Origin of the sequence: Pseudoalteromonas sp. 78C3 (genome assembly GCF_002836695.1) — a bacterium.
Classification (GTDB): Bacteria; Pseudomonadota; Gammaproteobacteria; order Enterobacterales; family Alteromonadaceae; genus Pseudoalteromonas; species Pseudoalteromonas arctica.
In genome coordinates, this window is the sequence record NZ_PJAV01000147.1 from 59,986 (window position 1) to 86,237 (window position 26,252).

22 protein-coding genes and 1 riboswitch are annotated in these 26,252 nt (G+C 38.6%); of the genes, 9 read left to right on the plus strand and 13 right to left on the minus strand.

The genetic code is table 11. The annotated features are described in order from the left end of the window. The first annotated feature begins 219 nt into the window (after nucleotides 1-219). Nucleotides 220-1,110, plus strand: coding sequence for a dienelactone hydrolase family protein (locus tag CXF76_RS11730; protein ID WP_004335418.1), 891 nt, complete (start codon nucleotides 220-222; stop codon nucleotides 1,108-1,110). A gap of 69 nt (nucleotides 1,111-1,179) precedes the next feature. On the opposite strand, the gene rhlP is transcribed toward CXF76_RS11730, so the two are convergent. The 3 genes from rhlP to CXF76_RS11745 all read right to left on the minus strand — a co-directional run bounded on the left by rhlP (nucleotide 1,180) and on the right by CXF76_RS11745 (nucleotide 3,582). Beyond that, nucleotides 1,180-1,974: a rhombotarget lipoprotein gene (gene rhlP / locus CXF76_RS11735; RefSeq protein ID WP_101163766.1), complete on the minus strand. Its 795-nt coding sequence runs from the start codon at nucleotides 1,972-1,974 to the stop codon at nucleotides 1,180-1,182. A 314-nt stretch (nucleotides 1,975-2,288) separates the two neighbouring features. Then, nucleotides 2,289-2,633 (minus strand): lactoylglutathione lyase, encoded by a 345-nt coding sequence (locus tag CXF76_RS11740; RefSeq protein WP_231620504.1) that lies wholly within the window; start codon nucleotides 2,631-2,633, stop codon nucleotides 2,289-2,291. Between the two features lie 13 nt (nucleotides 2,634-2,646). Beyond that, nucleotides 2,647-3,582 carry a LysR family transcriptional regulator gene (locus tag CXF76_RS11745; RefSeq protein ID WP_101163751.1) on the minus strand — a complete coding sequence of 312 codons (936 nt, stop codon included), beginning with the start codon at nucleotides 3,580-3,582 and terminating at the stop codon, nucleotides 2,647-2,649. A 133-nt stretch (nucleotides 3,583-3,715) separates the two neighbouring features. Between CXF76_RS11745 and CXF76_RS11750 the strand changes: the two genes are divergently transcribed. Continuing rightward, the gene (locus CXF76_RS11750) at nucleotides 3,716-4,372 is read left to right on the plus strand and encodes a nitroreductase family protein (RefSeq protein ID WP_101163752.1); all 657 of its coding nucleotides are present in this window, start codon (nucleotides 3,716-3,718) and stop codon (nucleotides 4,370-4,372) included. 79 nt (nucleotides 4,373-4,451) lie between these two features. Here CXF76_RS11750 and ribB read toward each other — a convergent pair whose 3' ends face one another. The 6 genes from ribB to dapB form a co-directional block, all read right to left on the minus strand. Beyond that, nucleotides 4,452-5,105: a 3,4-dihydroxy-2-butanone-4-phosphate synthase gene (gene ribB, locus CXF76_RS11755; protein WP_101163753.1), complete on the minus strand. Its 654-nt coding sequence runs from the start codon at nucleotides 5,103-5,105 to the stop codon at nucleotides 4,452-4,454. A gap of 235 nt (nucleotides 5,106-5,340) precedes the next feature. After that, nucleotides 5,341-5,507: riboswitch (FMN riboswitch) on the minus strand. An 80-nt stretch (nucleotides 5,508-5,587) separates the two neighbouring features. After that, nucleotides 5,588-6,646, minus strand: a complete 1,059-nt coding sequence (locus tag CXF76_RS11760) for a S66 family peptidase (RefSeq protein WP_101163754.1) — start codon at nucleotides 6,644-6,646, stop codon at nucleotides 5,588-5,590. A gap of 241 nt (nucleotides 6,647-6,887) precedes the next feature. Continuing rightward, on the minus strand, nucleotides 6,888-7,364 hold the full coding sequence (gene greA, locus CXF76_RS11765) for a transcription elongation factor GreA (RefSeq protein ID WP_010553419.1): 477 nt from the start codon (nucleotides 7,362-7,364) through the stop codon (nucleotides 6,888-6,890). Nucleotides 7,365-7,412: 48 nt separating this feature from the next. Then, entirely contained in the window at nucleotides 7,413-10,631 is a 3,219-nt protein-coding gene (gene carB / locus CXF76_RS11770; protein ID WP_010553418.1) for a carbamoyl-phosphate synthase large subunit, read from the minus strand. A gap of 16 nt (nucleotides 10,632-10,647) precedes the next feature. Then, a complete protein-coding gene (gene carA, locus CXF76_RS11775) occupies nucleotides 10,648-11,784 on the minus strand; it encodes a glutamine-hydrolyzing carbamoyl-phosphate synthase small subunit (RefSeq protein ID WP_007375827.1) in 1,137 nt (378 codons plus the stop codon). Nucleotides 11,785-12,146: 362 nt separating this feature from the next. Beyond that, the gene (dapB, locus tag CXF76_RS11780; RefSeq protein WP_024592675.1) at nucleotides 12,147-12,950 is read right to left on the minus strand and encodes a 4-hydroxy-tetrahydrodipicolinate reductase; all 804 of its coding nucleotides are present in this window, start codon (nucleotides 12,948-12,950) and stop codon (nucleotides 12,147-12,149) included. Nucleotides 12,951-13,322: 372 nt separating this feature from the next. Here dapB and CXF76_RS11785 point away from each other — a divergent pair, with 372 nt between their 5' ends. The 3 genes from CXF76_RS11785 to CXF76_RS11795 all read left to right on the plus strand — a co-directional run bounded on the left by CXF76_RS11785 (nucleotide 13,323) and on the right by CXF76_RS11795 (nucleotide 16,736). Next, on the plus strand, nucleotides 13,323-14,636 hold the full coding sequence (locus CXF76_RS11785; protein WP_024607544.1) for a Na+/H+ antiporter NhaC family protein: 1,314 nt from the start codon (nucleotides 13,323-13,325) through the stop codon (nucleotides 14,634-14,636). 133 nt (nucleotides 14,637-14,769) lie between these two features. Further along, nucleotides 14,770-15,558, plus strand: a complete 789-nt coding sequence (locus CXF76_RS11790) for a nucleoside-binding protein (RefSeq protein WP_101163755.1) — start codon at nucleotides 14,770-14,772, stop codon at nucleotides 15,556-15,558. Nucleotides 15,559-15,719: 161 nt separating this feature from the next. Beyond that, nucleotides 15,720-16,736, plus strand: a complete 1,017-nt coding sequence (locus CXF76_RS11795) for an alpha/beta fold hydrolase (protein WP_101163756.1) — start codon at nucleotides 15,720-15,722, stop codon at nucleotides 16,734-16,736. Between the two features lie 234 nt (nucleotides 16,737-16,970). Here CXF76_RS11795 and CXF76_RS11800 read toward each other — a convergent pair whose 3' ends face one another. Further along, complete coding sequence (locus tag CXF76_RS11800; protein ID WP_010553413.1) at nucleotides 16,971-17,768, minus strand: M48 family metallopeptidase; 798 nt, start codon at nucleotides 17,766-17,768, stop codon at nucleotides 16,971-16,973. Nucleotides 17,769-17,965: 197 nt separating this feature from the next. Between CXF76_RS11800 and CXF76_RS11805 the strand changes: the two genes are divergently transcribed. Then, nucleotides 17,966-19,168, plus strand: a complete 1,203-nt coding sequence (locus CXF76_RS11805; protein WP_010553412.1) for a Bcr/CflA family efflux MFS transporter — start codon at nucleotides 17,966-17,968, stop codon at nucleotides 19,166-19,168. A gap of 34 nt (nucleotides 19,169-19,202) precedes the next feature. Here the strand turns inward: CXF76_RS11805 and grpE are convergent, their stop codons facing one another. Then, nucleotides 19,203-19,814 (minus strand): nucleotide exchange factor GrpE, encoded by a 612-nt coding sequence (gene grpE / locus CXF76_RS11810; RefSeq protein ID WP_007375833.1) that lies wholly within the window; start codon nucleotides 19,812-19,814, stop codon nucleotides 19,203-19,205. A 58-nt stretch (nucleotides 19,815-19,872) separates the two neighbouring features. Then, nucleotides 19,873-20,838 carry an HrcA family transcriptional regulator gene (locus CXF76_RS11815; protein ID WP_024590838.1) on the minus strand — a complete coding sequence of 322 codons (966 nt, stop codon included), beginning with the start codon at nucleotides 20,836-20,838 and terminating at the stop codon, nucleotides 19,873-19,875. 154 nt (nucleotides 20,839-20,992) lie between these two features. Here CXF76_RS11815 and nadK point away from each other — a divergent pair, with 154 nt between their 5' ends. From nadK to recN, 3 genes are all read left to right on the plus strand, one after another. Next, the gene (nadK, locus tag CXF76_RS11820; RefSeq protein WP_004335384.1) at nucleotides 20,993-21,877 is read left to right on the plus strand and encodes an NAD(+) kinase; all 885 of its coding nucleotides are present in this window, start codon (nucleotides 20,993-20,995) and stop codon (nucleotides 21,875-21,877) included. A 77-nt stretch (nucleotides 21,878-21,954) separates the two neighbouring features. Further along, nucleotides 21,955-22,512, plus strand: a complete 558-nt coding sequence (locus CXF76_RS11825) for a hypothetical protein (protein WP_007584558.1) — start codon at nucleotides 21,955-21,957, stop codon at nucleotides 22,510-22,512. A gap of 75 nt (nucleotides 22,513-22,587) precedes the next feature. Further along, nucleotides 22,588-24,261, plus strand: a complete 1,674-nt coding sequence (gene recN / locus CXF76_RS11830; RefSeq protein WP_007584560.1) for a DNA repair protein RecN — start codon at nucleotides 22,588-22,590, stop codon at nucleotides 24,259-24,261. A gap of 371 nt (nucleotides 24,262-24,632) precedes the next feature. Here the strand turns inward: recN and CXF76_RS11840 are convergent, their stop codons facing one another. Continuing rightward, complete coding sequence (locus CXF76_RS11840) at nucleotides 24,633-25,655, minus strand: GGDEF domain-containing protein (protein ID WP_332870244.1); 1,023 nt, start codon at nucleotides 25,653-25,655, stop codon at nucleotides 24,633-24,635. Nucleotides 25,656-26,252 lie beyond the last annotated feature (597 nt).

Below are 26,252 nucleotides of genomic sequence, written 5' to 3' on the forward strand. Positions count from 1 at the left end.
CATCCCAACCAAAAAAGCTCGGCATATTATGCCGAGCTTTTTATTTTTAGCTTAAAAATGATATTCACCTATTTGCTAATACTGCCTCTACTACCCATTGTTTAACAAGCAGGATTTATTAACCCCCCTAATAATTGAGAGAAATATTGCTCGTTTTTTATCCCTAATACGTTATGGTATTTAAATAATAAATAGACATAATAAAGTTAAGGAACAGCCATGAATACATCTCCCTCTGATCACATTCCTCAAGAAGCCTTTGATTGGTATGACGAATACGCCCACGGTTTAATGGACCGACGTACTTTTATGAAAAAACTCGGTGGCCTTGCTGCTCTTGGCTTTTCGATGGCTGTACTTACATCAGCATTATTACCTAATTACGCACTGGCTGAACAAGTATCGTTTAATGACGATGATATTAAAGCAACATACGAAGAATTCGATTCGCCAGACGGGCACGGTAAAGGCAAAGGTTACTTAGCAACCCCTAAAAACATAGAAGGTAAGCTTCCTGTTGTTCTTGTGATACACGAAAACCGTGGATTAAACCCATACGTAAAGGATGTAGCAAGACGCTTAGCGAAGGTAGGCTTTATTGCATTTGCACCCGATGCGCTATTTCCACTGGGTGGCTACCCTGGTAATGATGATGAAGGACGCGCTATGCAAAAAACCATGGATCGCGCTAAAATTCAAAACGATTTTGTAGCCGCAGCACACTTTTTAAAATCGCATGCTAACAGTAACGGTAAGTTAGGCGCTGTCGGTTTTTGTTTTGGTGGCTACATTGTTAATTATTTAGCGGCAGTAGATAGTAATTTAATCAGCGCCGGAGTGCCTTTTTACGGTACTCCAGCCAGTGAAAGTTTACGTAAAAATATTAAAGCACCATTAATGATTCAATTGGGCGAGCTGGATAAACGTGTAAACGCGTCGTGGCCACAGTACGAACAAGATTTAAAAGCTAATAATGTTGAATACACTATGCATATGTATAAAGGGGCAAATCATGGATTTCATAACGACTCTACAGGTCGATATGATAAAGACAATGCCGAGCTTGCATGGCAACGTACCGTTGAGTTTTTTAATAAAAAGCTAAGTTAGCTAATAAAGAATAATGCCACCAGCTCTAAGCCGGTGGCACTATTAAAAATACTTGGTTTTTTATCAACTTTAATTTTTTTTGCTACGCATAACTAATAACGACAACAAAACGAGTAAATAAATACTCAAAGAGCCTCCGCTGTTAGAGCCATCTTTATTTTCGACTTTTGCAATTTTTTCTTCTTTAACACGTGTTTTAAACCTTGCTAGTTCTGCATCTAAATTAGTACTCATATCACTAACCGCTAGATTAAAACCTTCAGCCGACTTTTCAGATAACGTTTCATCAATACCTATTGCTGTTGTTCTTTTTTCAAGTTTACTTATACCTGGTGCTCTAAATAGCATTTTTCTACTTTTAATATCAAAAACAGCTGTATCCACAAAGGTTTGAATTGTATTTTCATTACCTGGAATAACGTACATACCCACTATTGTCCAATAAAGTAAGGCTGCATTATTTTCATAAGATTGCGTAACTTGATCATATGAAACCAGTGCCATTACATCTACATCGTAAAGCCTCCCGACTTGCTCCAGTGTTGCAAAACCTTCACCTCCTTTTAAATAGGTACTTGGTATAACTTCAATGCGGTCAATGTAATCATATTGTAGAAATGACTTTTTTACTTTTTCGAGTAACTCAACTTGATTTTGGGTCTCTAACCCGTCTGGCTGCCAGTTTTTAGACGGTACAAATGCAATTCCAACAGTAACAGGGAGTTTTAAAACAGGTATTTCAGGTTTATAGGTAGAGCGACTTTGTTGATCAGGATATAAGAAATCCATTAAGCTACTAGATTGCGTATTTTTACCTGTATTGTTGCTCACAAACGAACTACAAGAAGCCAGTAAGGTCGCCATAAAAATGATTATATATTTATTAAATCTCACATTTATTCCTTTTTATTTTTAATTTAATTCAGTTACGTGCCAAAGCTCACCCGATGGTCCCCATAAGTAAATAACGCTACCCCAAGGGTCTAGGGCGTGTTGACCTTTGGTGGTTGAATTTGCAGCTGTGTGTTTGGTATTTAGGCAAGGCAGAGCCTATGATATGTGGTTGTTCCCCATACATAGGCGATAACGTAGCATAAAGACCAAACATACGCTGCCCTTTGGGTTCTTTCTAGGGGCGATTGACTCTTTGTTGCTCGGTTTTTACTTAGCCCACTAGGTTACAAACCCTGCGCCGCGATTAAATCGCCCCTAGATTGAACAAATTTCAATCCATAAAGTTCAACACGCCCTCGTTTTATACCCTCAAAGCGGATATCAAAACCGTTTAAATTACTAATGAGTTCGTATGCTTCATCTATATTTAACACACAAAGTTGCAGCATTAAGTTTTCAGCAAACGTTTTATTATAATAACGCTGTAAAAATAACGTACATTCGCCAAAAGTACACACGCATAAATCATTTGAGGCATCTTCAATCTTAAATCCAAGCGCTTTATAAAAGCGCTGAGATTGCTCATAATTTTTACAGGGAATAAAAATTCTAATATCATCAACTTGCATAACTCTTCCTTAATTAGCTCAGTACGCTTTTATCAATAATTCCTTTATTGACCAACTGCTGCAAAATAGCTTGGGATTTTGCTCTGCATACATCACGTAGTAAACGCACCGCAGGGGTTATTGACTGCCTACTTGGGCAAATAAGCCAAAGTTCACCATTAACATGTTGATAATTTGGCATTACAGTAACCACCCTGTCATTGAGTAAATCATCAGCCATATCAAGAGCCGACTTTACAGCTAAGCCCTTACCCGCAACGCACCAGCGCCTGACTAAATCGCCATCGTTTGAGGCGCGCCTGCCATCCATTTTAACTTTATATTTTGATTCACCATCGGTGAATTCCCACGTATTATTTATAATATCCTGCAACTGATAAAACAAACCTTGATGCGACGCTAAATCATCAGGATGCACGGGAGTCCCGTTTTGTAAGAGGTATTCGTGAGTTGCACATAATAAGCGCGGTACGTTACAAATTTTAAAACCATAAACGCTAGCATCATTAGGCGAGCCATAACGAAGTGCTATATCAACTGAGTCACGATAAAAGTCGATATTACTATCACTTATATGGGTTCTTAAACTTAGCTTTGGATAAGTGTCCATGAGTTCATCAATCCATGGGATCACCAAGTTACGCCCTAAGTCAGATGAAAGTGCAACACGCAATTCGCCTTCTATTTCGTCGTGTTCACCTTTAAGGTTTTGTTTTGCGAGCTCAAGCACTGCTAAAGCCTGTTCACATTGTGGTATGTAGCGCTCCCCAGCAGCCGACAACCTCAAATGACGTGTGGTACGAACAAACAGCTCGCTACCAAGCGCTAACTCCACGCGTTTAATAGCGGCGCTTGCTGTGGCTGTACGCATATCTAACTTAGCAGCTGCTAGCGTAATACTTCTAAACTCAGCGACTTTTAAAATAAGTTTTAAATCTTCTATGTTCATATTATCTATTTATATTTGATAATGATTCAATAATTATGCTGTTTATCTAATGCAAAGCAAGCTGTATTATCTTCGCATAAAGTAATTAACACGTACTTTTAATCGCAAACCCTATAACTTTTGGAGATTAAAAATGGCTCACCCAATTATTAATGACTTAGAAAAACGCTACACTGCAAAACGTTACGACGCCACTAAGCGCGTATCGCAAGACGATTTAGCCGTTATTTATGAGGCTATGCGATTGTCTCCTTCATCTATTAACTCGCAGCCTTGGAAGTTTATAGTTATTGAATCTGATGAGGCTAAAGAGCGTATGCATAGTACATTTGCTAATAAATTTGCGTTTAACCAGCCACACATTAAAACAGCTTCGCATATAATATTATTTGCTCACAACCCTAAATATACCCGCGATGATTACGCACAAATCATTGATGCAGATATTAAAAATGGTCGTACTAAAGCAGAAAATCGCGAACAAGCTTTTGGTGCTTACGCGTTTGTTGATATGAATACTGATGAGCAAGGCAATAATGAAGAGTGGACTAAAGCACAAACTTACATTGCACTGGGTAACACTATGCATGCAGCTGCACGCTTAGGTGTTGACTCTACTCCAATGGAAGGCGTAGATGCCGAGCTGATTGGCGAAGTTTTTGAAAAAGAACTTGATGGTTACGTGTGCGACGTAGCATTAGTACTTGGCTATCACGATAGCGCAGAAGATTATAATGCTAAATTACCTAAATCTCGCTTGGCAAAAGAGCAAGTTATTCAGGTTTTATAAGTAATACGTTATAAACTTAAATGATAACAATATTAAAAAACCACTTATTTAAATAAGTGGTTTTTTGCTTTAAAGCAGTTTAACCTACTTGAAGATGCGCAGCCTGAATGTATTGCACTAAATCTTCAATAGAAACCACAGTCATATTATGTTTATTAGCATAATCACTCACCTCAGGTAAGCGCGCCATTGAACCATCTGGATTTGTTAGTTCGCAAATTACGCCAAATGGTTTTAAGCCGGCAAGCTGCATTAAATCAACGGATGCTTCGGTATGACCACGACGAACTAATACTCCGCCCGTTTGTGCTTTTAAACCAAATACATGCCCAGGGCGCGATAAATCACTTGGTTTAGCGTTATCGCCTGTCGCTGCTTTTATAGTAGTTACTCTATCAGCAGCAGACACGCCTGTTGTAACGCCATGCTTAGCTTCAATAGTGACTGTATAAGCGGTGTTATTTTGACTGGTGTTGTGGGTTACCATTTGCGGTAAGTCGAGCTGTTTAATGCGCTCCTCCCCCATGCATAAGCAAACAATACCGCTGCCTTCGCGGATCATTTCGGCCATTTGAGAAGTCGTTAAATGCTCAGCTGAAAATACAAAGTCGCCTTCATTTTCACGGTTTTCATCATCAACAACAAGTACGCCTTGCCCTTGCTGTAGTGCAGTAATTGCGCTTTGTACGCGGATATGGCTTTCGCCGAATTGAGTAAGTAGAGACTGAATCATCATTATATTCCAAATAAAAAATAATAGATTCAGGACTGTGAAAGGATCAGTAATATATCGCTTTAAATTTAAAACGATCACTACCAAAATAGCTTAAATAAAATACAAAAAGCACGCAGCAAAAAGCAGCGCACACTGTTATACCAACGGCATTAAATTAGTGACCTATTATAACGCTAAAAAATAGCTCACTTAACGCGATACAATGATCGTGTCTTTAATAAAATTGAATAAGCCATATTCTCTTTCATCCGGACTGTAACCGTCGGCTCTGGCATCTCACCAGATCTGCTTGACCTTTACTGAACCTAGGTTAAATAAAGCGCTCGCGGGCTCGTTTAAGTTATAAATAACATTAAACATACCGCCGGTGGGGAATTTCGCCCCGCCCTGAGAATGTACTTTTAGAACTAAAGCGCTATAAAAGCGGGCTTATTATACCCTTTAACTTAATTACTTATCAAAGGTAAGTGAATAAACTTCTAACAAAGCTCGGTATTTAATGAGGCTTTGACTACTTTACCTTCATTTATGTCAGCGGTGATTGTACAAGTAGCGCCGTTTACTAAATTTAAGTTAGGTGGAGCATGACCAATATCGGCATCAATAATCACAGGAAATAAACACCCACCTAGTGCAACATCAAGCGCGTGGCGGTAATCAAAAGAAGCATCTTGACCTTGAGTGATCACGCTGCGACCAATAATAATACCGTTTATATCGTCAAATATACCTGCTAATTTTAATGAAAGTAAAAACCGTGCAACGGTTGTTGGCGTCAGCTCTGAGTTTTCTAGGTATAAAATAAGCCCTTCGGGTGCACTGTGTTTTTTAAATTCATGTAGTGCCAAAAATGGAGAGTCGAGTAATAAGCCGACTGTATCTAAGCACCCACCAAATAAACGACCCGACATTTCAATAGTGCGTGCATCAAAGTAATTTAAACACTGCCACTGAGTAACTTCTGTGTGTTCAAACAATGCATTTGGGTTTTGTACGTAATCAGGTCTATTTTTTTGATAATGCGATGACGGTGCTTGCTCAAATTTGCTACCTGCTTCATAACTTAGTGTTTCAAATATTTGCAGGCAATAAGGACTTTTTTCGTCAGGATGTAACTGCATAAGATTAGCGCTGTGTAGTGTTGCCCATTGGCATTTTGCCGTGAGTGCGCATGCAATGGTGCTTACATCAGAGAACCCAACTAACCATTTAGGCTTTGCTTCTTTAATTGCATTAAAATCAAGTAGGGGCAGTATTTCCATTGCAAGCTCGCCACCAAATGGAGGCATAATTGCATCTATATCATCATCTAATAAAAAACCCATTAACTGCTGAGCATGCGCTTTAGCGTTAAGCTGTCCATGCGGTTTGCTTTGACGTAAAAACTCTCCTTCAACAACATCATACCCTCGATGTTTTAATCCATTAATAACAATGTCTAACCGTGCATGGTACTTTTCTTTAAGGCCTGATGAAAGTGAACAAATTGCTATTTTTGATCCTACTTTTAAAGGCGCTGGGTAAAGTATATTAGGCATATATTTTCCTTTTTAGAGAATACGTTAATACCAATTACATTAAATCAGCGAGTTATTTGATGCGCTAAATGCTCATGTTTTTAGTAAATTGATATAAGTACCTACTATACCAACATAGACCATATTTATAGAATATGAATACTGTACAAACACGCCTACCATTAAAGGTTAAATTACAGACATAAAAAAACCGATGTAATTACATCGGTTTTTATTTAAAAACGTTAAAGTGAGTTATGCGTTAAAGATACTCAACTTCAATGATTTCGAACTCAACAATACCTTTTGGCGTTTGAATAGACACTGCGTCGTCCATTTGTTTACCAATTAAGCCACGTGCAATCGGTGAGTTAACAGATATTAAGTTGTTTTTAATATTTGCTTCGTCATCGCCCACAATACGGTATTTTACTTCAGCATCGGTTTCTATATTTACAATAGTTACCGTAGTGCCAAAAATAACTCTACCGGTATTTGGCATTTTAGTTACGTCGATAATTTGAACATTTGAAAGTTTAGCTTCAATTTCTTGAATACGCCCTTCACAAAAACCCTGTTGCTCACGCGCAGCGTGGTATTCAGCGTTTTCTTTTAAGTCACCATGTTCACGTGCAACCGCAATATCACTTACGATTTTAGGACGGGTAACTGTTTTTAATTCGTTAAGCTCTTTACGCAGTAAATCTGCGCCACGAACTGTCATCGGAATTGATTGCATACTTTTCTCACTTAACACCAAGGCCCTAGTTGGCCTTGGCACATTTCCTTAGTTCAATCGCAGATGTAGCTCTTGAACTGACGTCACTTTGCTGCGGTCATCTGCTTTATTAGCAGTACAGTTAGCGAATGCCGCGTTCAAGGTTGTCGTATAGTTGGTTTTATTTTGCAATGCACCACGACGTAACACCTTCGAATCTTCGATCGCTTGGCGACCTTCGGTGGTATTAACGATATAGCTGTACTCTTTATTCTTGATATAATCAAGAATATGCGGGCGGCCTTCATATACTTTGTTTACACGTCGTACTTCAATGCCAGCTTCTTCAAGAGCTTGTGCCGTGCCACCAGTTGCGTCAAGTTCAAAACCTAAGTCGGTCATGATTTTGGCTAATTCAACAATACGTGGCTTATCGCTATTACGAACAGATAATAGCGCGCGACCACCGCGTGGTAAAGTGTTGCTTGCACCTAATTGTGCTTTTGCGAATGCTTCGGCGAAAGTATCACCAACACCCATCACTTCACCTGTTGAACGCATCTCAGGACCACGGATTGGATCCACACCCTGAAACTTAGCAAATGGTAAAACAACTTCTTTAACGCTGTAGTAAGGAGGGATCACTTCTTTAGTAATACCTTGGCTTGCTAAAGACTGACCAGCCATACAACGTGCAGCTACTTTTGCAAGCGCCACACCGGTTGCTTTTGATACAAACGGTACAGTACGTGCAGCACGCGGGTTAACTTCGATTAAGTACACTTTGTCTTCTTTTACTGCAAACTGTGTATTCATCAAGCCAACAACACCAAGTTCAAGCGCCATGTCGGTTACTTGCTTGCGCATTACATCTTGCACTTCTTGTGATAAAGAATGTGCTGGTAATGAACAGGCTGAGTCACCCGAGTGAACACCCGCTTGCTCAATGTGCTCCATAATACCGCCGATAATTACTTGCTCGCCGTCACAAATTGCGTCAACGTCAACTTCAATCGCGTTATCTAAGAAACGGTCCAGTAATACAGGTGCTTCGTTTGATGCTTGTACAGCTTCGGTCATGTAGCGACGTAAATCATCTTCGTCGTATACAATTTCCATTGCACGACCACCTAGTACGTACGACGGGCGTACAACTAATGGAAAGCCAATTTCAACTGATTTAAGTAAGGCTTCTTCGGTTGAAGTTACTGTTGCATTTTCTGGCTGAAGTAAGTTTAAACGCTCAACAAGTTGTTGGAAACGTTCGCGGTCTTCTGCACGGTCAATCGCATCAGGTGAAGTACCAATCACTGGTACACCATTCGCTTCAAGCTCACGCGCTAGTTTAAGTGGTGTTTGACCACCGTACTGTACGATAACGCCTTTTGGCTTTTCAACACGTACGATTTCGAGTACGTCTTCAAGCGTAATTGGTTCAAAGTATAACCTGTCAGATGTATCGTAATCGGTAGATACCGTTTCAGGGTTACAGTTAACCATAATAGTTTCGTAACCGTCTTCGCGAAGCGCAAGCGAGGCATGTACACAACAGTAATCAAACTCAATACCTTGACCGATACGGTTTGGACCACCACCAATAACCATGATTTTATCACGATCTGTTGGGTTAGCTTCACACTCTTCATCGTAAGTTGAGTACATGTAAGCAGTGTCTGAGCTAAATTCTGCTGCACACGTATCAACACGTTTGTATACTGGCACGATGTTTAATAAATGACGTTTTTTACGAATTTCAGCTTCAGATACACCTGCAATTTCTGCTATACGCGGATCTGCAAAGCCTTTACGTTTAAGTTTACGTAGGAAGTCAGCATTTAAACCCGCCATGCCTACTTTCGCTATTTTTGCTTCGTCTTTTAAAATGTCTTCTATTTGTACTAAGAACCAGCGGTTAACTTTAGTCAGTTCGTAAACATCATCAACACTCATGCCATGGCGCATTGCATCGGCAATGTACCAAATACGCTCAGCGCCTGGCTCGCGTAGTTCACGAATGATTTTTTCTTTTGCTTTAGGATCATCAAGCGCAACTATCGGGTTAAATCCCGTTGCACCCACTTCAAGACCACGTAATGCTTTTTGCAACGACTCTTGTTGGTTACGACCAATTGCCATTACTTCGCCAACTGATTTCATTTGCGTAGTTAAACGGTCGTTTGCACCGGCAAATTTTTCAAAGTTAAAGCGAGGAATTTTTGTAACAACGTAATCGATTGAAGGCTCAAAAGACGCGGGAGTTTTGCCACCAGTAATGTCGTTTTGAAGCTCGTCAAGCGTATAACCTACTGCTAGTTTTGCTGCAATTTTAGCAATTGGGAAACCCGTTGCTTTTGATGCTAATGCAGATGAACGTGATACACGTGGGTTCATCTCAATAATAACCATACGGCCATCTTCAGGATTAATACCAAACTGCACGTTAGAACCGCCAGTTTCTACACCAATTTCACGTAATACTGCCATAGAGGCGTTACGCATAATTTGGTATTCTTTGTCGGTTAGCGTTTGCGCTGGTGCAACGGTGATTGAATCGCCAGTGTGAACACCCATAGGGTCAAAGTTTTCAATGGTACAAACAATAATACAGTTGTCGTTTTTATCACGTACAACTTCTGTTTCGTACTCTTTCCAACCAATCAGTGATTCATCAATTAGTAATTCGTTCGTTGGCGATAAATCTAAGCCTCGTTCACAAATTTCTTCAAACTCTTCTAAGTTATACGCCACACCGCCGCCGGTGCCGCCCATAGTAAAAGAAGGCCTGATAATACATGGTAAACCAATGCGCGTTATGATGTCTTTGGCTTCATCCATAGAGTGAGCAATCTCAGCACGAGGACATTCAAGACCAATATTTTTCATTGCTACGTCAAAGCGTTCACGGTTTTCTGCTTTGTCGATTGCATCAGCCGTTGCACCAATTAGTTCAACGCCATGTTTAGCCAATACACCGTGCTTGTCTAGTTCAAGCGCACAGTTTAATGCCGTTTGACCACCCATTGTAGGCAGTACTGCATCTGGCTTTTCTTTTTCAATAATTTTTTCTACCACTTCCCAGTGAATTGGTTCGATGTATGTTGCATCGGCCATATCAGGGTCGGTCATGATAGTTGCAGGGTTTGAGTTAACTAATATAACTCTGTAGCCTTCTTCTCTAAGTGCTTTACACGCTTGAGCACCAGAGTAGTCAAATTCACAAGCTTGACCAATTACAATTGGGCCTGCGCCTAAGATAAGAATGCTTTTTATGTCGGTACGTTTTGGCATTATTACTCCAGTTAAATTAGTGTTTACGCGCTTGCATCAAATCGATGAAGTGGTCAAATAATGGGGCTGCATCGTGCGGACCAGGGCTTGCTTCAGGGTGACCCTGGAAGCTAAACGCAGGTTTATCTGTACGATGAATACCTTGAAGCGTTCCATCAAATAACGATTTGTGCGTGGCACGAAGCGTACTTGGCAGGCTTGACTCTTGAGCTGCAAAACCATGGTTTTGAGCTGTGATCATAACTACATCGCGGTCTAGGTCTTTAACTGGGTGGTTAGCGCCGTGGTGGCCAAATTTCATTTTCTCTGTTTTAGCACCTGAGGCAAGGGCTAATAACTGATGACCTAAACAGATACCAAAAATTGGTGTGTCGGTTTCTAAAAAGGTTTTAATTGCATCAATAGCGTAAGTACATGGCTCAGGATCGCCAGGGCCATTAGATAGGAAGATACCATCAGGGTTTAAAGCCAGTACGTCAGCGGCAGAGGTTTGCGCTGGTACTACTGTAAGTTTACAACCACGGTCTACAAGCATACGTAAAATATTACGCTTTACACCGAAGTCGTAGGCAACAACATGAAACTTTTCATCAGCAGCATCAAGGGTTTTAAATCCTTCGCCTAATGTCCAGCTTGATTCGCGCCACTCAAAATTTTCCTTGGTTGAGACAACTTTTGCTAAATCCATACCTTTTAAGCCTGGGAAGGCTTGCGCGGCTTGTAGCGCTTTATTTTCGTCTAGCTCGTCGCCAGCAATAATACACCCGTTTTGTGCGCCTTTATCACGCAAAATTCGAGTTAACTTTCTGGTGTCGATGTCCGCAATACCTAAAATATTACGTTCTTTTAAGTAATCATCTAACGATTGCTCGTTACGAAAATTACTTGCTAGCAGTGGCAAATCACGGATCACTAGGCCTTTAGCCCAAATTTGATTCGCTTCTTCGTCTTCGCTGTTGGTACCCGTATTACCGATATGTGGGTACGTCAAAGTTACGATTTGTTCCGCGTATGATGGATCAGTCAAAATTTCTTGATAACCAGTCATAGACGTATTGAATACTACTTCACCGACTGACATGCCGTCAGCGCCGATTGCAGTACCGCGAAACACTGTGCCGTCTTCTAGGACTAACAGAGCGGATTTAGTCAAGTTAAACCTCCTAACAGTAAAAAACGGGAGTAAGCAATTGCTTAACACCCCGCCAATACCCAGAGGGATCGTCAAAACCAGATTTCTGTGAGCTTAAATTGTTTTACGCAGTCTTAAATGATGCAGATGTAAAGCATTCAACCTTCAATCATTTTTTCTTGCCTAAAACTATTTTTATTCCCACTGAAACCCCGGATTTACTAGCCACTTGGGTATAATTGGAAACACGCATTTAGTAATTTTTGGCAAATTGGCTGCATATTACATTAAGTTAGCTTTTAGGTCTAATATTATTTAGTAAATTGTTACAAACAAGTCACTGTAGGCAAAATTAGACCCAAACAGTTAAAAAAGTAACTAAACTACTTCAGATCTAGTACATCTTGCATATCATAAAGTCCTACAGGTTTGTTTTTCAACCAGCTTGCAGCCCTTACAGCACCTAGAGCGAATGTCATTCTTGAACTTGCTTTATGGGTTAATTCGAGCCTTTCGCCCATTGTAGCGAAGTATGCGGTGTGTTCACCTACTATATCGCCCCCTCTTAGTACCGAATAACCAATTTCATTTTGCGATTTAGCTGTCTCCACTTGGCTGCGGTCGTATACAGCAACCTCGTCGTGGTCCCAGCCTTTAGCCTGTGCAATTGATTCGCCAATGGCTAATGCTGTGCCCGATGGCGCATCGATTTTATGACGATGATGCGCTTCAAATATTTCAATATCTAAATCGTCACCAAATTTGGTCGCTGCGGTTTGCACAAGGTTCAGTAGTACATTGACTCCTACACTGTAGTTTCGCGCAAATACAATAGGAATATGCTTAGCGGCATCGTGTAAAAGTGCCATATCGTCGCTTGTTAAGCCCGTTGTACCAATAACCATAGGAATTTTTTGTGCTACAGCGGTTTTTAAATGGTTTTTCATACCAGCGGGAAGCGTAAAGTCGATTAAAACATCTACATTATCTATTGTGGTTTCTTCGCTAAAGCTAACACTGTTATCGGCGGCGCTATTTACTTGATTTACATTAATACCTAATAACGATGAACTGCTACGAACGTATGCACCTGTAAGTTGTGTTTGCTCTTTAATTGTCGCTGCTTCTAATAAAGCTAAGCCCATTCTGCCATTAGCACCAAAAACGCCTATTCGATTTGTAGTCATTGTTTTTACCTAATTTAAATTTGGATCCGTTTTTTACTAATCTAAGTATATATCCGGTGCATTACAAATACGCGCTTAGGTATTTTTATGCAGTTGGACAAATATTAATCGCTGAAAATAGCGTTACTTTGTAGATATTATCTAAAAGTCATGCAATAGTCAGGTGACCTTTTAATTTAATAATAATAACAATACCAGTTTACTTTAGCCATCTATACATTTAAACTTCTCTTTCGCGTCGATTTGGTCTTTGGCTTGCGGGCGCTGCACTCTCCTAATTTTGTTAATGATTAACATAGTAGGTAGATTTGCTAAATTCAGCTAAAAGAGGAATTTTTGGCTGTTGTAAATTAACTGGTTTCGAGGATTATGATGCAGCCATCATTTAACAAAAACAAAGCAATACTTTCTTTACTACCCCTTTTAACCTTTGTAGCACTATTTTTGGGCTCTGGTTTATATTTACAATCGCAAGGGGTTGATTACGCTTTTTATCAACTTCCTGCTCCAGTGGCTATATTACCCGCTATTATGCTTGCGTTTATATTAAATAAAGGCACAGTAAACGAATGTGTAGAGACCTTTATTAAAGGTGCCGGACACAACAATATTATTACCATGTGTTTAATCTACTTACTTGCAGGTGCGTTTTCTGCCGTTGCCAGTGCAACCGGTGGTGTAGATGCGGTAGTAAATGCTGGCTTATCACTTATTCCACCTTCGCTATTACTTCCTGGTTTATTTTTAATTGCAGCGGTTGTATCTACTGCAATGGGTACGTCGATGGGAACAATTGGTGCTATTGGTCCTATTGCTTATGCAGTATCCATCAAAACAGGTATCGACCCTGCGTTAATGGCCGGTACGATTGTATCTGGCGCTATGTTTGGCGATAACTTATCAATTATTTCCGATACCACTATCGCAGCTACGCGAACGCAGGGCTGTGAGATGAAAGATAAGTTTAAAGAGAATCTTAAAATAGCAGTACCCGCTGCAATACTAACTATTGGCTTGTTGTTTTATTTAACACCTGCAGCACAAGTAGTTGAAACCAAAGATTACGATATTTGGTTAGTACTTCCTTATGCCTTTATTTTAGTGTTAGCGGTTGCTGGCTTGAACGTATTTGTAGTGTTGTTTAGCGGTATTATTTTTGCTGCATTAATGGGCTTTACAGGAAGTTATGAAGGCGCAAGCTTTGTAAAAGATATTTACAAAGGCTTTACCGATATGCAGGAAATATTTTTACTATCAATGTTTATAGGTGGCTTATCTGAATTTATTCGCATTAATGGTGGCCTTGATTATATTGCTCATAAGATTCAGGCAATTACTAAAATCATCGCAAAATGGCACCGTAAAGTGGCCGACCAATTAGGTATTGCCGCACTCGTTATGACAAGTAATATGTGTATTGCTAATAACACCGTATCTATTATTGTTGCTGGCCCTATTGCTAAAAAGCTTGCCGACGACGGTGAAATAAGCGGTAAACGCTCTGCAAGTTTGCTTGATATATTTGCTTGTGTAACGCAAGGCTCACTTCCTTATGGCGCACAAGCGCTACTGTTAGGCGCTACGTTTAAAATTAGCCCGTGGGAAGTATCAACGTCTTCTTATTACTGTTTTATTTTAGCATTTACGGCGATTACTATTATTTGTTTACGCCGTAATAAAGCGTAATAAATTGAGTCATTACATATTGCAGCTTATTAAGTAGGCTGCAACATGTGTTAAATTAGCGATCAACAAATCAATCTCTTCTGCTATAATTGCCGCTTCCGCGTGTCACTAAAATTATAGTTATTAAACAGTTATGAAATTTAAAAAATTACTCCCTTTTATTACCCTTACTTCTCTCGCTTTATCATCGTCGGCTTTCGCTGCCAATTGGAGCAGTACAGCAGTACATATAAATAATGGCAGCCAAAAAAATCCATTTTCTAAGCAAGAGTCAGACACCACTGTTTACTCGGTTCAACATGCATCGGGTTACGATTACGGCGATAATTTCTTTTTTATTGATTACAGTAAAGACGATATAGATGACGGTTACCAAGATGCTGATTTTTATGGTGAGTGGTACTCAACGGTTAGCTTATCTGCCATCACTGGTAAGCAAATTGGCTCTGGCGCATTATTAGATGTTGGCCTAACGGGCGGTATTAACGTTGCTGGTGATGCAAAAGTAATGAAGTATTTACCAGGTGTAAAATTAAGCTGGGATGTACCTGGGTTTAACTTTTTTCAAACGCTGTTCACAGCCTACATTGACGATAGTGAAGGTGTAGCAAAAGGCGGCGCACCTATTGAAACTAATAGTTGGATGCTTGATGTAGCTTTTGAATATCCTTTCACTATTGGCTCACAAAAGTTTAGCTTTAAAGGCCACGCTGAATACATCGCAGAGCGTGAAGATGAATTTGGTAACGATGTACAAGCTTGGATACTAGCACAGCCTATTTTAGTGTGGGATATGGGTCACGCCCTTCAAATGAAAGAAAACACACTACTGCTGGGAATGGAATTACAATACTGGCACAACAAATTAGGTACTGAAGTCACTGAATCGGTACCACAAATCCATATTGAGTGGACATTTTAAGCTTCAACAATCAGCTCTTTACTCAGTAATAATAAGCGAAGCACTATTTTAGCTTCGCTTTTTTTCGTCCACGTAAAACATTTAATTGAACAGGTTTAAATACTTAGTTATTGTTGTACTTCTTTTTAAGCCAAGCGCTCGCCTTTAATAGGAGTAACTGAATGTCGTCGATTAAAGTTATTTGTTTCTCTACTTTATTAGTACTAACAAACAATGCCTTAGCTGGCACTTCTCAAGATACATCCGCCCTTTCTTATGATGCACTATTAAGCAATTACGAATACGATTTTAAGGTAAATTACTTTGCACTTGAGTCGCAAAAACAATCATTAAAAATGGCTTATATTTACTTAAAGCCAACTAAAGCCGATATGCCTACAGTTACACTTATGCATGGCAAAAATTTTAATGCTGACTACTGGACTACCACTGCGCAATACCTGCAATCTTTAGGTTATGGGGTATTAATCCCTGATCAAATTGGTTTTGGCAAGTCGTCTAAGCCAACTAATTACCAGTATTCGTTTGCGACGCTTGCTCATCATACTCACGCGTTAATAGATTCACTTAATATTAAAGAGTCGATTGTACTTGGGCACTCTATGGGCGGGATGCTAGCGAGTCGTTTTGCATTAATGTATCCAAATACAACTAAAAAGCTAATTTTATTAAACCCTATTGGGCTTGAAAACTACTTGCAGTATGTTGATTACAAAGATACTAATTTTTTCTATAAAAACGAGCTTTCAAAAACACCGGAAGGTGTAAAAAAATATCAACAAAAAAATTACTACGATGGTAAGTGGAATACAACATATTCAGCCTTAACTGACTTTATAACAGGGCAAATACAAGGCCCAGATAAAGAACAAATGGCATGGGTGAATGCAAAAACATACGATATGATTTTCACTCAACCTGTAATAACCGAATTTAAAGATTTAACTGTGCCGGTTAAATTAATTATTGGTACACGCGATAGAACCGGTCCTGGCCGTAACTGGAAAAAAGATAATGTTGATTACGAGCTTGGTCGATACGATAAATTAGGCAAACACGCTGCAGCACTTATTCCTGACGCACAATTATTCGAACTAGATAACTTAGGGCACCTGCCGCACATTGAAGATTTTGAACGCTTTAAAAATGTATTACAAAAAGCGCTTACAACTAAATAAAGGTGAGTACTGAATACAAAAACCCCTGTAAGTAATTACTCACAGGGGTTTTTATTTAGTAATTAAACTAAATTATACCAATCTGCTTATATATGGGGTCTATTTAACGTTAAGAAAATTACGCTATAACTTGGCAAAAATTTTTGTATCTAGTTGTTCTAAATAAAAAATTTTTAACGACGTTATAGTGCAATTTAATTCGTTAAATTGATCAAAGATTTATGCAGGTTGGTATTACAACTTACATTGTGGGTTTTTACCCTGTGCTTTAGCTGTACTTTGCTCACTAAGTGCTTTACTCATTTGTGCTTGTAAGTCTTTAATACGACTGCTTGGCGCTGGGTGAGTTGATAAAAACTCAGGTGTTGTACCACTACCTGCTGCACTCATATTTTGCCAAAGGGTTACTGATTCTTGTGGATTAAAGCCTGCTTCAGCCATTAAATCTAAGCCAATTTCATCAGCTTCTGACTCGTGCGAACGGCTAAATGGCAAAACAACACCATACTGTGCGCCTAAGCCTAGACCCTGCATAATTTCATTACGGTATTGAATGTTACCCATTTCAAGTGCTGCACTACCAAGTTGCATACCGGTATCTAAAATAGAGCTTTGTGAAACACGCTCATTAGAATGCTCAGCAATTACGTGCCCTACTTCGTGCCCTAGCACTGTTGCTAGTTGGTCTTGATTGGTGGCTATTTTTAATAAGCCCGTATGAACCCCAATGTAACCACCAGGTAGTGCAAAAGCATTAGCAGATTCATCTTCAAATACAACTACTTCCCAATTTTGCGACGCGTATTCTTTTGGTAATACAGCCACTACTTTTTCAGCAATGCAATTTACATATGCATTTGTTTTTGCATCTTTATTAATTGGTTGGCTTTTTTTCATATCTGCAAAACTAGCAGTGCCCATTTCACTCATTTGTTGATCTGAGTAAAGCGCTATTTGAGTGCGTCCTGTTGGTGACGTTTTACAACCGACTAAAACGGCTGTCGCTAATACTGCAAGTACTAGTTTTTTCATGATAATTCTCTTAAGTAATGAATTTTTTATTGCTTGTAGAATAACAAACACAGTACCAATTTAAAATATTTGCTTTATATACCTTTATATTAAAAGGATGCGATAAGACGATAAACTTAGCAGGCAAACTAAGTTTATCCCAATACAATGCCCTGTTACACTATAGCCCTTGTTTTTAGTGATTGTTGAGTTTACACATGGACGCCTCAGCCTCGTCTTTTAATACCCGTATTTTATTGCCTTTATTAGCCAGTATCGTGGCGATTACTCCTTTGGCTATTGATATGTATTTGCCCGCCATGCTGGTAATTGCAAGCGATTTACAAACTAATATGCCAAATGTACAAATATCGTTGAGTATTTACTTAGCGGGTTATTCATTGGGGATGTTATTTTTTGGCCCTATTGCCGATCAAATTGGCCGCCGTAAGCTCGCACGTATTGGCTTAACCCTATTTGGCGCAAGCTCACTTGCACTCGCATTTACAACCGAAATTCATGCGTTTTGGACTCTTAGAGCAGTGCAAGCATTTACCGGAGCGGCAGCAACCGTAGTCGTACCGGGTATTATTCGCCATATTTATCAGCAAAATACAGCTAAGGGAATGTCGTATGTGTCGATGATCATGATGGTAGCACCGTTAGTAGCCCCCTCTGTTGGTTCGTTTATTTTAGGATTTTCTGTTTGGTCAACCATATTCTTGGTTCTTGCTGGATATAGCTTTTTAATATTAGCGTTTGTACAAGTGTATTTAATAGATATACCTATTCATAAAAATGAGAAGAAAGGCCTCGCTCTGTTTTTTGACAGCTATAAAACTGTACTGAGTAATAAAGACGCACGTGCGGATATACTCAGTTCTATGTTTGTATCGTTTGGATTTTTTTGCTTTTTAACCTCAGTACCTTTTATATATTTGGATTTATATGAAGTATCAGAACAATTATTTGGTGTGTTATTTGCGTTTAATGTAATGGCGCTGATGTTTGGTAACTTTTTAAATACGCGAATTGTACCAAGGCTGGGCTCTCGAAAAATGCTCTATATTGGGCTTGTATGTGGGTTTGTATCGGGGCTTGCGCTGTTAACATTTAGCTTATTGCACTTATCACTTTATTATATTGTGGCTGCTATTGCGCCATTAATGATGAGTTTAGGTGTCACTGCAAGTAATGCTGATTCGCTAATATTAATGAAGTTTGAAAGAAACACAGGTACGGCAACGGCCGTAATTGGCACACTTCGTTTTGGTAGTGGTGCATTAGTTGGCCCGCTACTCGCCATTATGCATGCAAAAAGCGCAGTGCCATTTTCAAGTTTAATGTTTAGTGCTGTGTTACTCACTATGCTCGTACAGCTAATTCACTATAAAAAAGACAAAAAAAATGCCTCAATATGAGGCATTTTTATCAAAGCTAATAATCTTAAATTAATTAAGCGTCTGCAGCTTTAGAAACCATAACCATTGCAGGGCGTAATAAACGACCATTCAATGTGTAACCTTTTTGCATAACAGCAAGTACTGTATTAGGTGTTACATCGTTACTTGGTTGAATTGACATTGCTTGATGAAAATCTGGATTAAACTGCTCACCTTGTGGGTTTACAATTTCAACACCAAATTTAGAAACAGCGTCATTAAAGCTCTTAACCGTCATATCGATACCTTCAAGCAACGGCTTTAGTGTCTCATTTTCTTTATCAGAAAATTCAATAGCACGTTCAAGGTTATCAATTACAGGTAGCAATTCGTTAGCAAATTTTTCTAGTGCAAATTTATGCGCTTTTTCTACATCTTGTGCTGCACGACGACGAATATTATCTACATCTGCTGCGGCACGAACAACACCGTCTTTTTGATCAGCAATTGTTTGCTTTGCAGCTTCAAGCTCTGCATATAACATCGCAATTTCTGCTTCAGGGCTTTGTTCTTGTTCTGCATGCTGATCAGCGGCTTCTACTGCTGCTTCTACATCAGCCTGCATTTTAGAAATTTCTTCGTTTAATTCTACTTCTTGCTCAGGGTTTTGTGTCTGCTCAGACATAAAATACGTGCTCCAATTCTTTACAACTGCGGTAATTATGGGGATTGAATAAAAAGATTCAAGAGTTAGATGCCTCAATTAATTTAAATTCTTGAATTATTTCTTCAATCTGCGCTGATTTAGGACAAATTATACAAAAACGGCTTTGATATTCTTGATTTTTAAAGTACGGCACGCTTATTACAATTAATTCATCGCACTCAGTAAAAGGTAATTTTTCGCTATTAAGTACCGATACACCATTTTTAAAAGCAAGCTTATCTTCTACATAATTTAAAAACGAAACACCAATATTTAAACTTTGTTCGCAATCGATTTGTTTGTAGAGGTAATTTTCACCAACAACAATACTATTATCTGAGCCTAATTTTTGGCTTAGTTGTCGCGTCCATTGATTAAGCGAATCATGACAATTTCGAGGCGCTGTATTTGCCATAGCTTGCATACGGTACAAACCTTCCATTAAGGTTTGTTGGCTAAATACAGTGTTCAACCAAGTGGCAAATTGATAACGAACAGAGTCTGACGAATCATGAGGTTTATCAATACAAATATTGTGACTCTGCCCTGCCCTATCTATTAATAAAATAAGCCAGTCGGTAGAATCAAAATCAAGCACTTCTACTCTAAACACTTGCTGTGAACTGGCTTGAGGTAAACCAACACAACAACATACTTGGTATTTTTGGCTCAAACCATGCGCTAGCTCAACGAGTTGTGACTGCTGTGGTTGCCAATAATTAGCAATATCAGCAAGCACAAAAAATTCGTCAAACCAATAATCAAACCCTTCATTTGTCGGCACTCGCCCTGCGGATGTATGAGGTGAATACAATAAGCCCACTTTTTCTAAGCGAGCCATAGCATTACGAACCGTAGCCGAACACACTGCCATGCCTTTGAGCTTGGCAATTTTTGTTGATGGAACAGGCAAGCCTTCACCATTACAGTACATGTTCATAACAGCTGAAAAAATTTGCTGATCTCGTGGGTTTAGTTTCATGGTATCTACATCTTGTTGCATGAAAGAGATATCGGGGCGTTTAGTTCTTTTTCAAGTAGTGCAGCTAACTCACTGCGAATAAAATTGAAGGTTTATAATATTGCTATAATCTGTATTTTCAAACACTTCTGTTTTGAGTTACTCTACTATTATTAAATCTCTTTGTGCGTACATTATGGACTCTCCTTTTAACACCATAGGCCTAATTGGCAAACCTAATCACCCGGGAGCCGCTGCTACCCTTCAGCGTTTACATACCTTTTTACTTGCGCTTGGCTTTGAGGTAATAGTAGAAAAACGCACAGGGAGTCAGTTAGACGATATTCCGCATGACAAACTTGTTAAGTTAGTCGACTTAGGTGAACAAGCCGATTTAGCCATTGTTGTAGGCGGTGACGGTAACATGCTTGGCGCAGCTCGCGTACTTGCGCGCTTTAACATTGCTGTAATTGGTGTAAATAGAGGCAACCTTGGTTTTTTAACTGATTTAAACCCCGAAGGGTTTGAAGCGAGCTTAGAGCAAGTACTCAGTGGTGAGTATCTTGAAGAAAAACGTTTTTTATTAGAAGTAGAAGTATATCGCCACAACGAATTAAAAAGTGCAAACTCAGCCGTTAACGAAGCGGTACTTCATGCCGATAAAGTAGCGCACATGATTGAATTTGAAGCTTTTATAAATAATGACTTTGTGTTTTCTCAGCGCTCCGATGGTTTAATAGTATCAACCCCGACAGGCTCTACGGCGTATTCACTTTCAGGTGGCGGTCCAATATTAACGCCAGAACTAAATGCTATATCGTTAGTACCTATGTTTCCTCATACCTTATCTAGCAGACCTTTAGTGGTAGATGCCGATAATGAAGTTCGTTTAAAGCTAAGCCTAGAAAATACAGATAGCCTACAGGTAAGCTGCGACAGCCACGTAGTGCTAGCCGTATTACCCGGCGATGAGGTAGTAATTAAAAAAGCCGATAAACAATTGCGCTTAATTCATCCAAAAAATTACTCTTACTACAACGTTTTACGTACAAAACTGAATTGGGGTAGTCGTTTGTACTAATTTTATTGCCAAATTTGGTACTATAAAGCAAAATGGCGACTTAAAATAATAATCAACTAATTTAGGAACGAGTAGCAATGACTTATGTAGTATTCTTTGCTTTACTGCTATTAATTACACTTTTATACAGTTACCTCAAAATTGAGAGTAACCGTAAAAAAGCGATAGAAGCTAGAAAAAAGCTATTTAATGAACGTGTTTCGCATGTAAATACGCGCCTTAAAGCAAAGCTTAATGATCTACTTGATGCTAAAATAATTCGCCCAAAATACGTTCCTCGCATTCAAGCTATTGTAAATAATTTTTTTGTTGTTCAATCACATACAGACGAGAACTTGCAACAGCTTGAAGATACCGCCGACCTACTAATTAATACGTTGTCCAACGAGTTAATTAAAATCAATCAAACAAATATAATTCAACCATTGATTGATAATATACAGTACTTTGTATCTGAGTTGCCCCAGCAAGGCATTTTATACAATAAGAGTTTTTATATTAATACATTACCTCCCCTCATTGCTCTGCTTAAAACCGAAGAGAGTATACAACCTACTGATATTGTTGATGATCAAATTGATGCATCTTCCCAAACTTCCGATACACAGTTTACTCAAGATGTAAGTGTTGCTTAAATAATAAAAAATTAATTTGCAAAAAACCAAAACACTGTATAAATTAACAGTTAATTGACTGGATGGATAAACAGTATGTTAATTGGTTTAGAAGTTAAAAATTTTGCAATCGTAAGTAATTTAAGCACCGAATGGCGCAGCGGTATGACTGCGATCACAGGTGAGACAGGTGCTGGTAAATCTATTGCTATTGATGCCCTATCGCTATGCTTAGGTGAGCGCGCTGAAGCATCAGCAGTTCGCCCAAGCTCTGATAAAGCGGAAGTATGTGCACAATTTGACTTAACAGATCTACCGCTTGCTCAAGCATTTTTAGAGCAACATATGCTAAGCACTTCTGACAACGAGTGCTTATTACGTCGTGTTGTTTGTAAAAATGGCCGTAGTAAAAGCTATATTAATGGTAGTGCAGTTACCGCATCACAATTAAAAGAACTTGGTCAATATTTAATATCTATTCATGGACAACATGCCCACCAATATTTATTAAAAGCTGAGCATCAGTTACAGCTTTTAGATGCCTATGCAGGGCATCACCACTTAGTAAACTCAGTAAATAAAAACTATAAACAGTTTGCTAACTTACAAAAAGAATTTAAACACTTAGAACAACAACAGCAGCAACAAGCAGCGCAAAAACAATTGTTAGAGTATCAAGTTGCTGAGCTTGATGAATTTGCATTACAAGAGAATGAGTTTGATTTAATTGAGGCTGAGCATTACAAACTAAGCAATAGCCAAACAATATTAGAATCGTGCCAACGTGAGTTACAACACTTATATGAAAGTGATGAGCAAAACGCTTGCTCATTACTACAGCACAGCGCTCAACAATTTACCGAACTGGCTCAATATGACGAAAGTTTAGCAAGCGTAGCTGCTATGCTTAGCGAAGCCGCTGTACAAGTTGAAGAAGCAAGCCGCGAAGTGCGCAATTACACTGAGCAAGCAGATTTAGACCCGGCACGCTTAGTTGAAGTAGAGAATAGGCTAAGTGGAGCGATGGATTTAGCGCGTAAGCATCATATAAAACCACAGCAGTTAGTTGAGTTTCATCAATCGATTGCTCAAGAACTTGAGTCAATAAGTAATAATAGTAATCGTCTGGAGCAGCTTGAGTCAGAAATAGAAAGCGCGTTACTTAGTTACAAGCAAACTGCTGATGAATTAAGTAAAAGCCGCTGCGAGTATGCTAATACACTTAACACACTAATAAGTGAAAGCATGGCTAATTTATCAATGGAAAACGGTGTTTTTGAAATAGCCTTAACTCAAGAGAGTAATCGTACACCAAACAGCCTAGGCTTTGATAATGTCTCGTTTTTAGTATCAACTAATCCGGGGCAACCACTTCAGCCATTAGCTAAAGTAGCATCAGGTGGTGAGCTTTCTCGTATAAGTCTTGCTATACAGGTAATTATTGCCCAAAAAGTAACAACCCCAACGCTTATTTTTGATGAAGTTGATGTAGGTATTTCTGGCCCAACGGCATCTGCTGTAGGTAAGCTATTACGCCAATTAGGTAAGTCGACTCAAGTGATTTGTGTTACTCATTTACCGCAAGTTGCCAGTAGTGCACATCAGCAATTTTTTGTAGCTAAAGAAATAGCACAAGGCGAAACGTTTACTCATATGCTGCCTTTAAATAAAGATGGCCGTATTAATGAAATAGCCCGTTTACTTGGCGGCGATAACATAAGCAAAACAGCTAAAGCAAATGCTAAAGAACTAATAATGGCTCACGCCTAATGTGTTAGTAAATAACGTCTTCAAGGATTAAATAATGCACAGTACTTTAGTTGATTTTTGTATAATTTTAAGTTGGTTGTTATTAGTACTAAGCACCTGTTTAATTATATTTAGTAAATATAAACATACTTGTTTTAAACAACGTTTATTTAAGTTTTTAAATAGCTTTTTAGTTTTTCAACTAATCGTTGTGGCCTATTACTTTACTAGCGAAAAAATAAATGGACTAAGTGATTTAGGTGTTAGTTATTGGGTTTTAATTACAATGCAGATTGCGTGTATTGTAATATGCTACATGAGCTTAAAACGCAGAAAGGCTAAAATAAGGCCATCCCTTGATTCGTTTTCAATGGATTAAAGTAAATAAACATTTAAAAAGAGCACGTTCTGTTTTTACCTTGCTCTTTTGCTTTATAAAGTAGTTCATCAGCATGCTTAATATCTAGGTCAATTGAGCGCTCAGCGTTTGCAGCTGTGATGCCAATGCTTAGCGTTATATTTACACTATCTGAAAATAAGCTTACAGCTGAAGCTTTAAGGGCATTATGGATTTTTTCTGCAACGAGCTCGCCCTCATCAACGGTTACATTTGGAATCACAATTAAAAACTCCTCACCGCCCCAACGTGAAGCAATCGCATTTTGCGGAATATTATTTCCAAACGTTTTTGCTAAATGGATAAGAGCTTCATCGCCAAAATCATGGCCGAATTGATCATTAATTTTTTTAAAATTATCTACATCAGCTAATAATATTACAAACGGGATATTATTATTTTTAAGCTCATTTTTAAAAGCTATAAGCTTATTCATAGTGAAACGGCGGTTTGGCAGATTAGTGAGTGGATCTATAGTTGCTAAAAATTCATTTTTTTGGCTTAAAGCAATTAATTTACTGCTGTATTTTTCTCTTGAAAATTCGTAATAACCACTCAGCGATGCAACAATTATAAAAGCGAGTATGATTCTGACTGGAAACTGCTCAGGATTGTAGTCATATATATTAAATGTATCAGCGCAATAGAAACCGAGAACAATCGCCGATAAAAATAAAACAATATCAAACGTCCCTCGTTTAAGCCCTCGAATTGAATAAGTAACAGGAGACACTATAAATATCCATATAGGCCCTGTACCTTGTGCTCCTCCTGTAAGTACCAGATAAAACATCAGTGCATACAGGTTATATAAAATTACAGTTGCAGACTTCTCTACACCTCTGCCTATATTAAACGCCGATAAGTAAACAAACGAAGAAACAACCAAAGTAAATGCTAATAAATAGCTGCTGTTAATAAATGCTAAGCTAGCCATCGAAAACGTTGCTATAAAGCCTATTGAGGAAAAGAACCGAACAATGAGCTTCCTTTCTAAATTGTTTGAATATTCGTACATAATTTCTATTTATTTATTAATGTATAAAAGCAAACTTATAGATATAAAGTAAGCAAACCGTAAACAGCGTGCAATAATGAACCTACTTTATATTTAAATCAACTATTAAGGTTAGTAATTAGCACTGACAATTGTGCACATATTTTTAGCCTCTTGCATTTATCTCAGGTAAGTACATTTTTACGATATTAAATTGCTTGGCACTAATACCATTTGCTAAATTATATAAGTACGCCCTTTTATTCCTGCAATAATCGAACTGACTGGTAGTCAAAAAATAATTTAAACCTGCATAGTTAAAGATGGTAGTAACTATTCTATGAATTGTGCCTGGACCGAGTAAACAACACATTAATCAATAAAAGTGCCGTTACAAAAAAAATACACGCATTATACCAATCCGCGATAATACTCAATCAATTTCAAGGATTGAACTTGGCGCTAACTGCGTTAAAACTTTCGAGATACGACTGCATGAATACAAAGCAATGTAGAGGTAATTGCCGAGAACACCTAAGTAACGAAACTTTAGCCTCATTATCGACATAATTTTGTTATCTCAAAATAGATCACTTAATTAAGCGAATTGGTATTGGA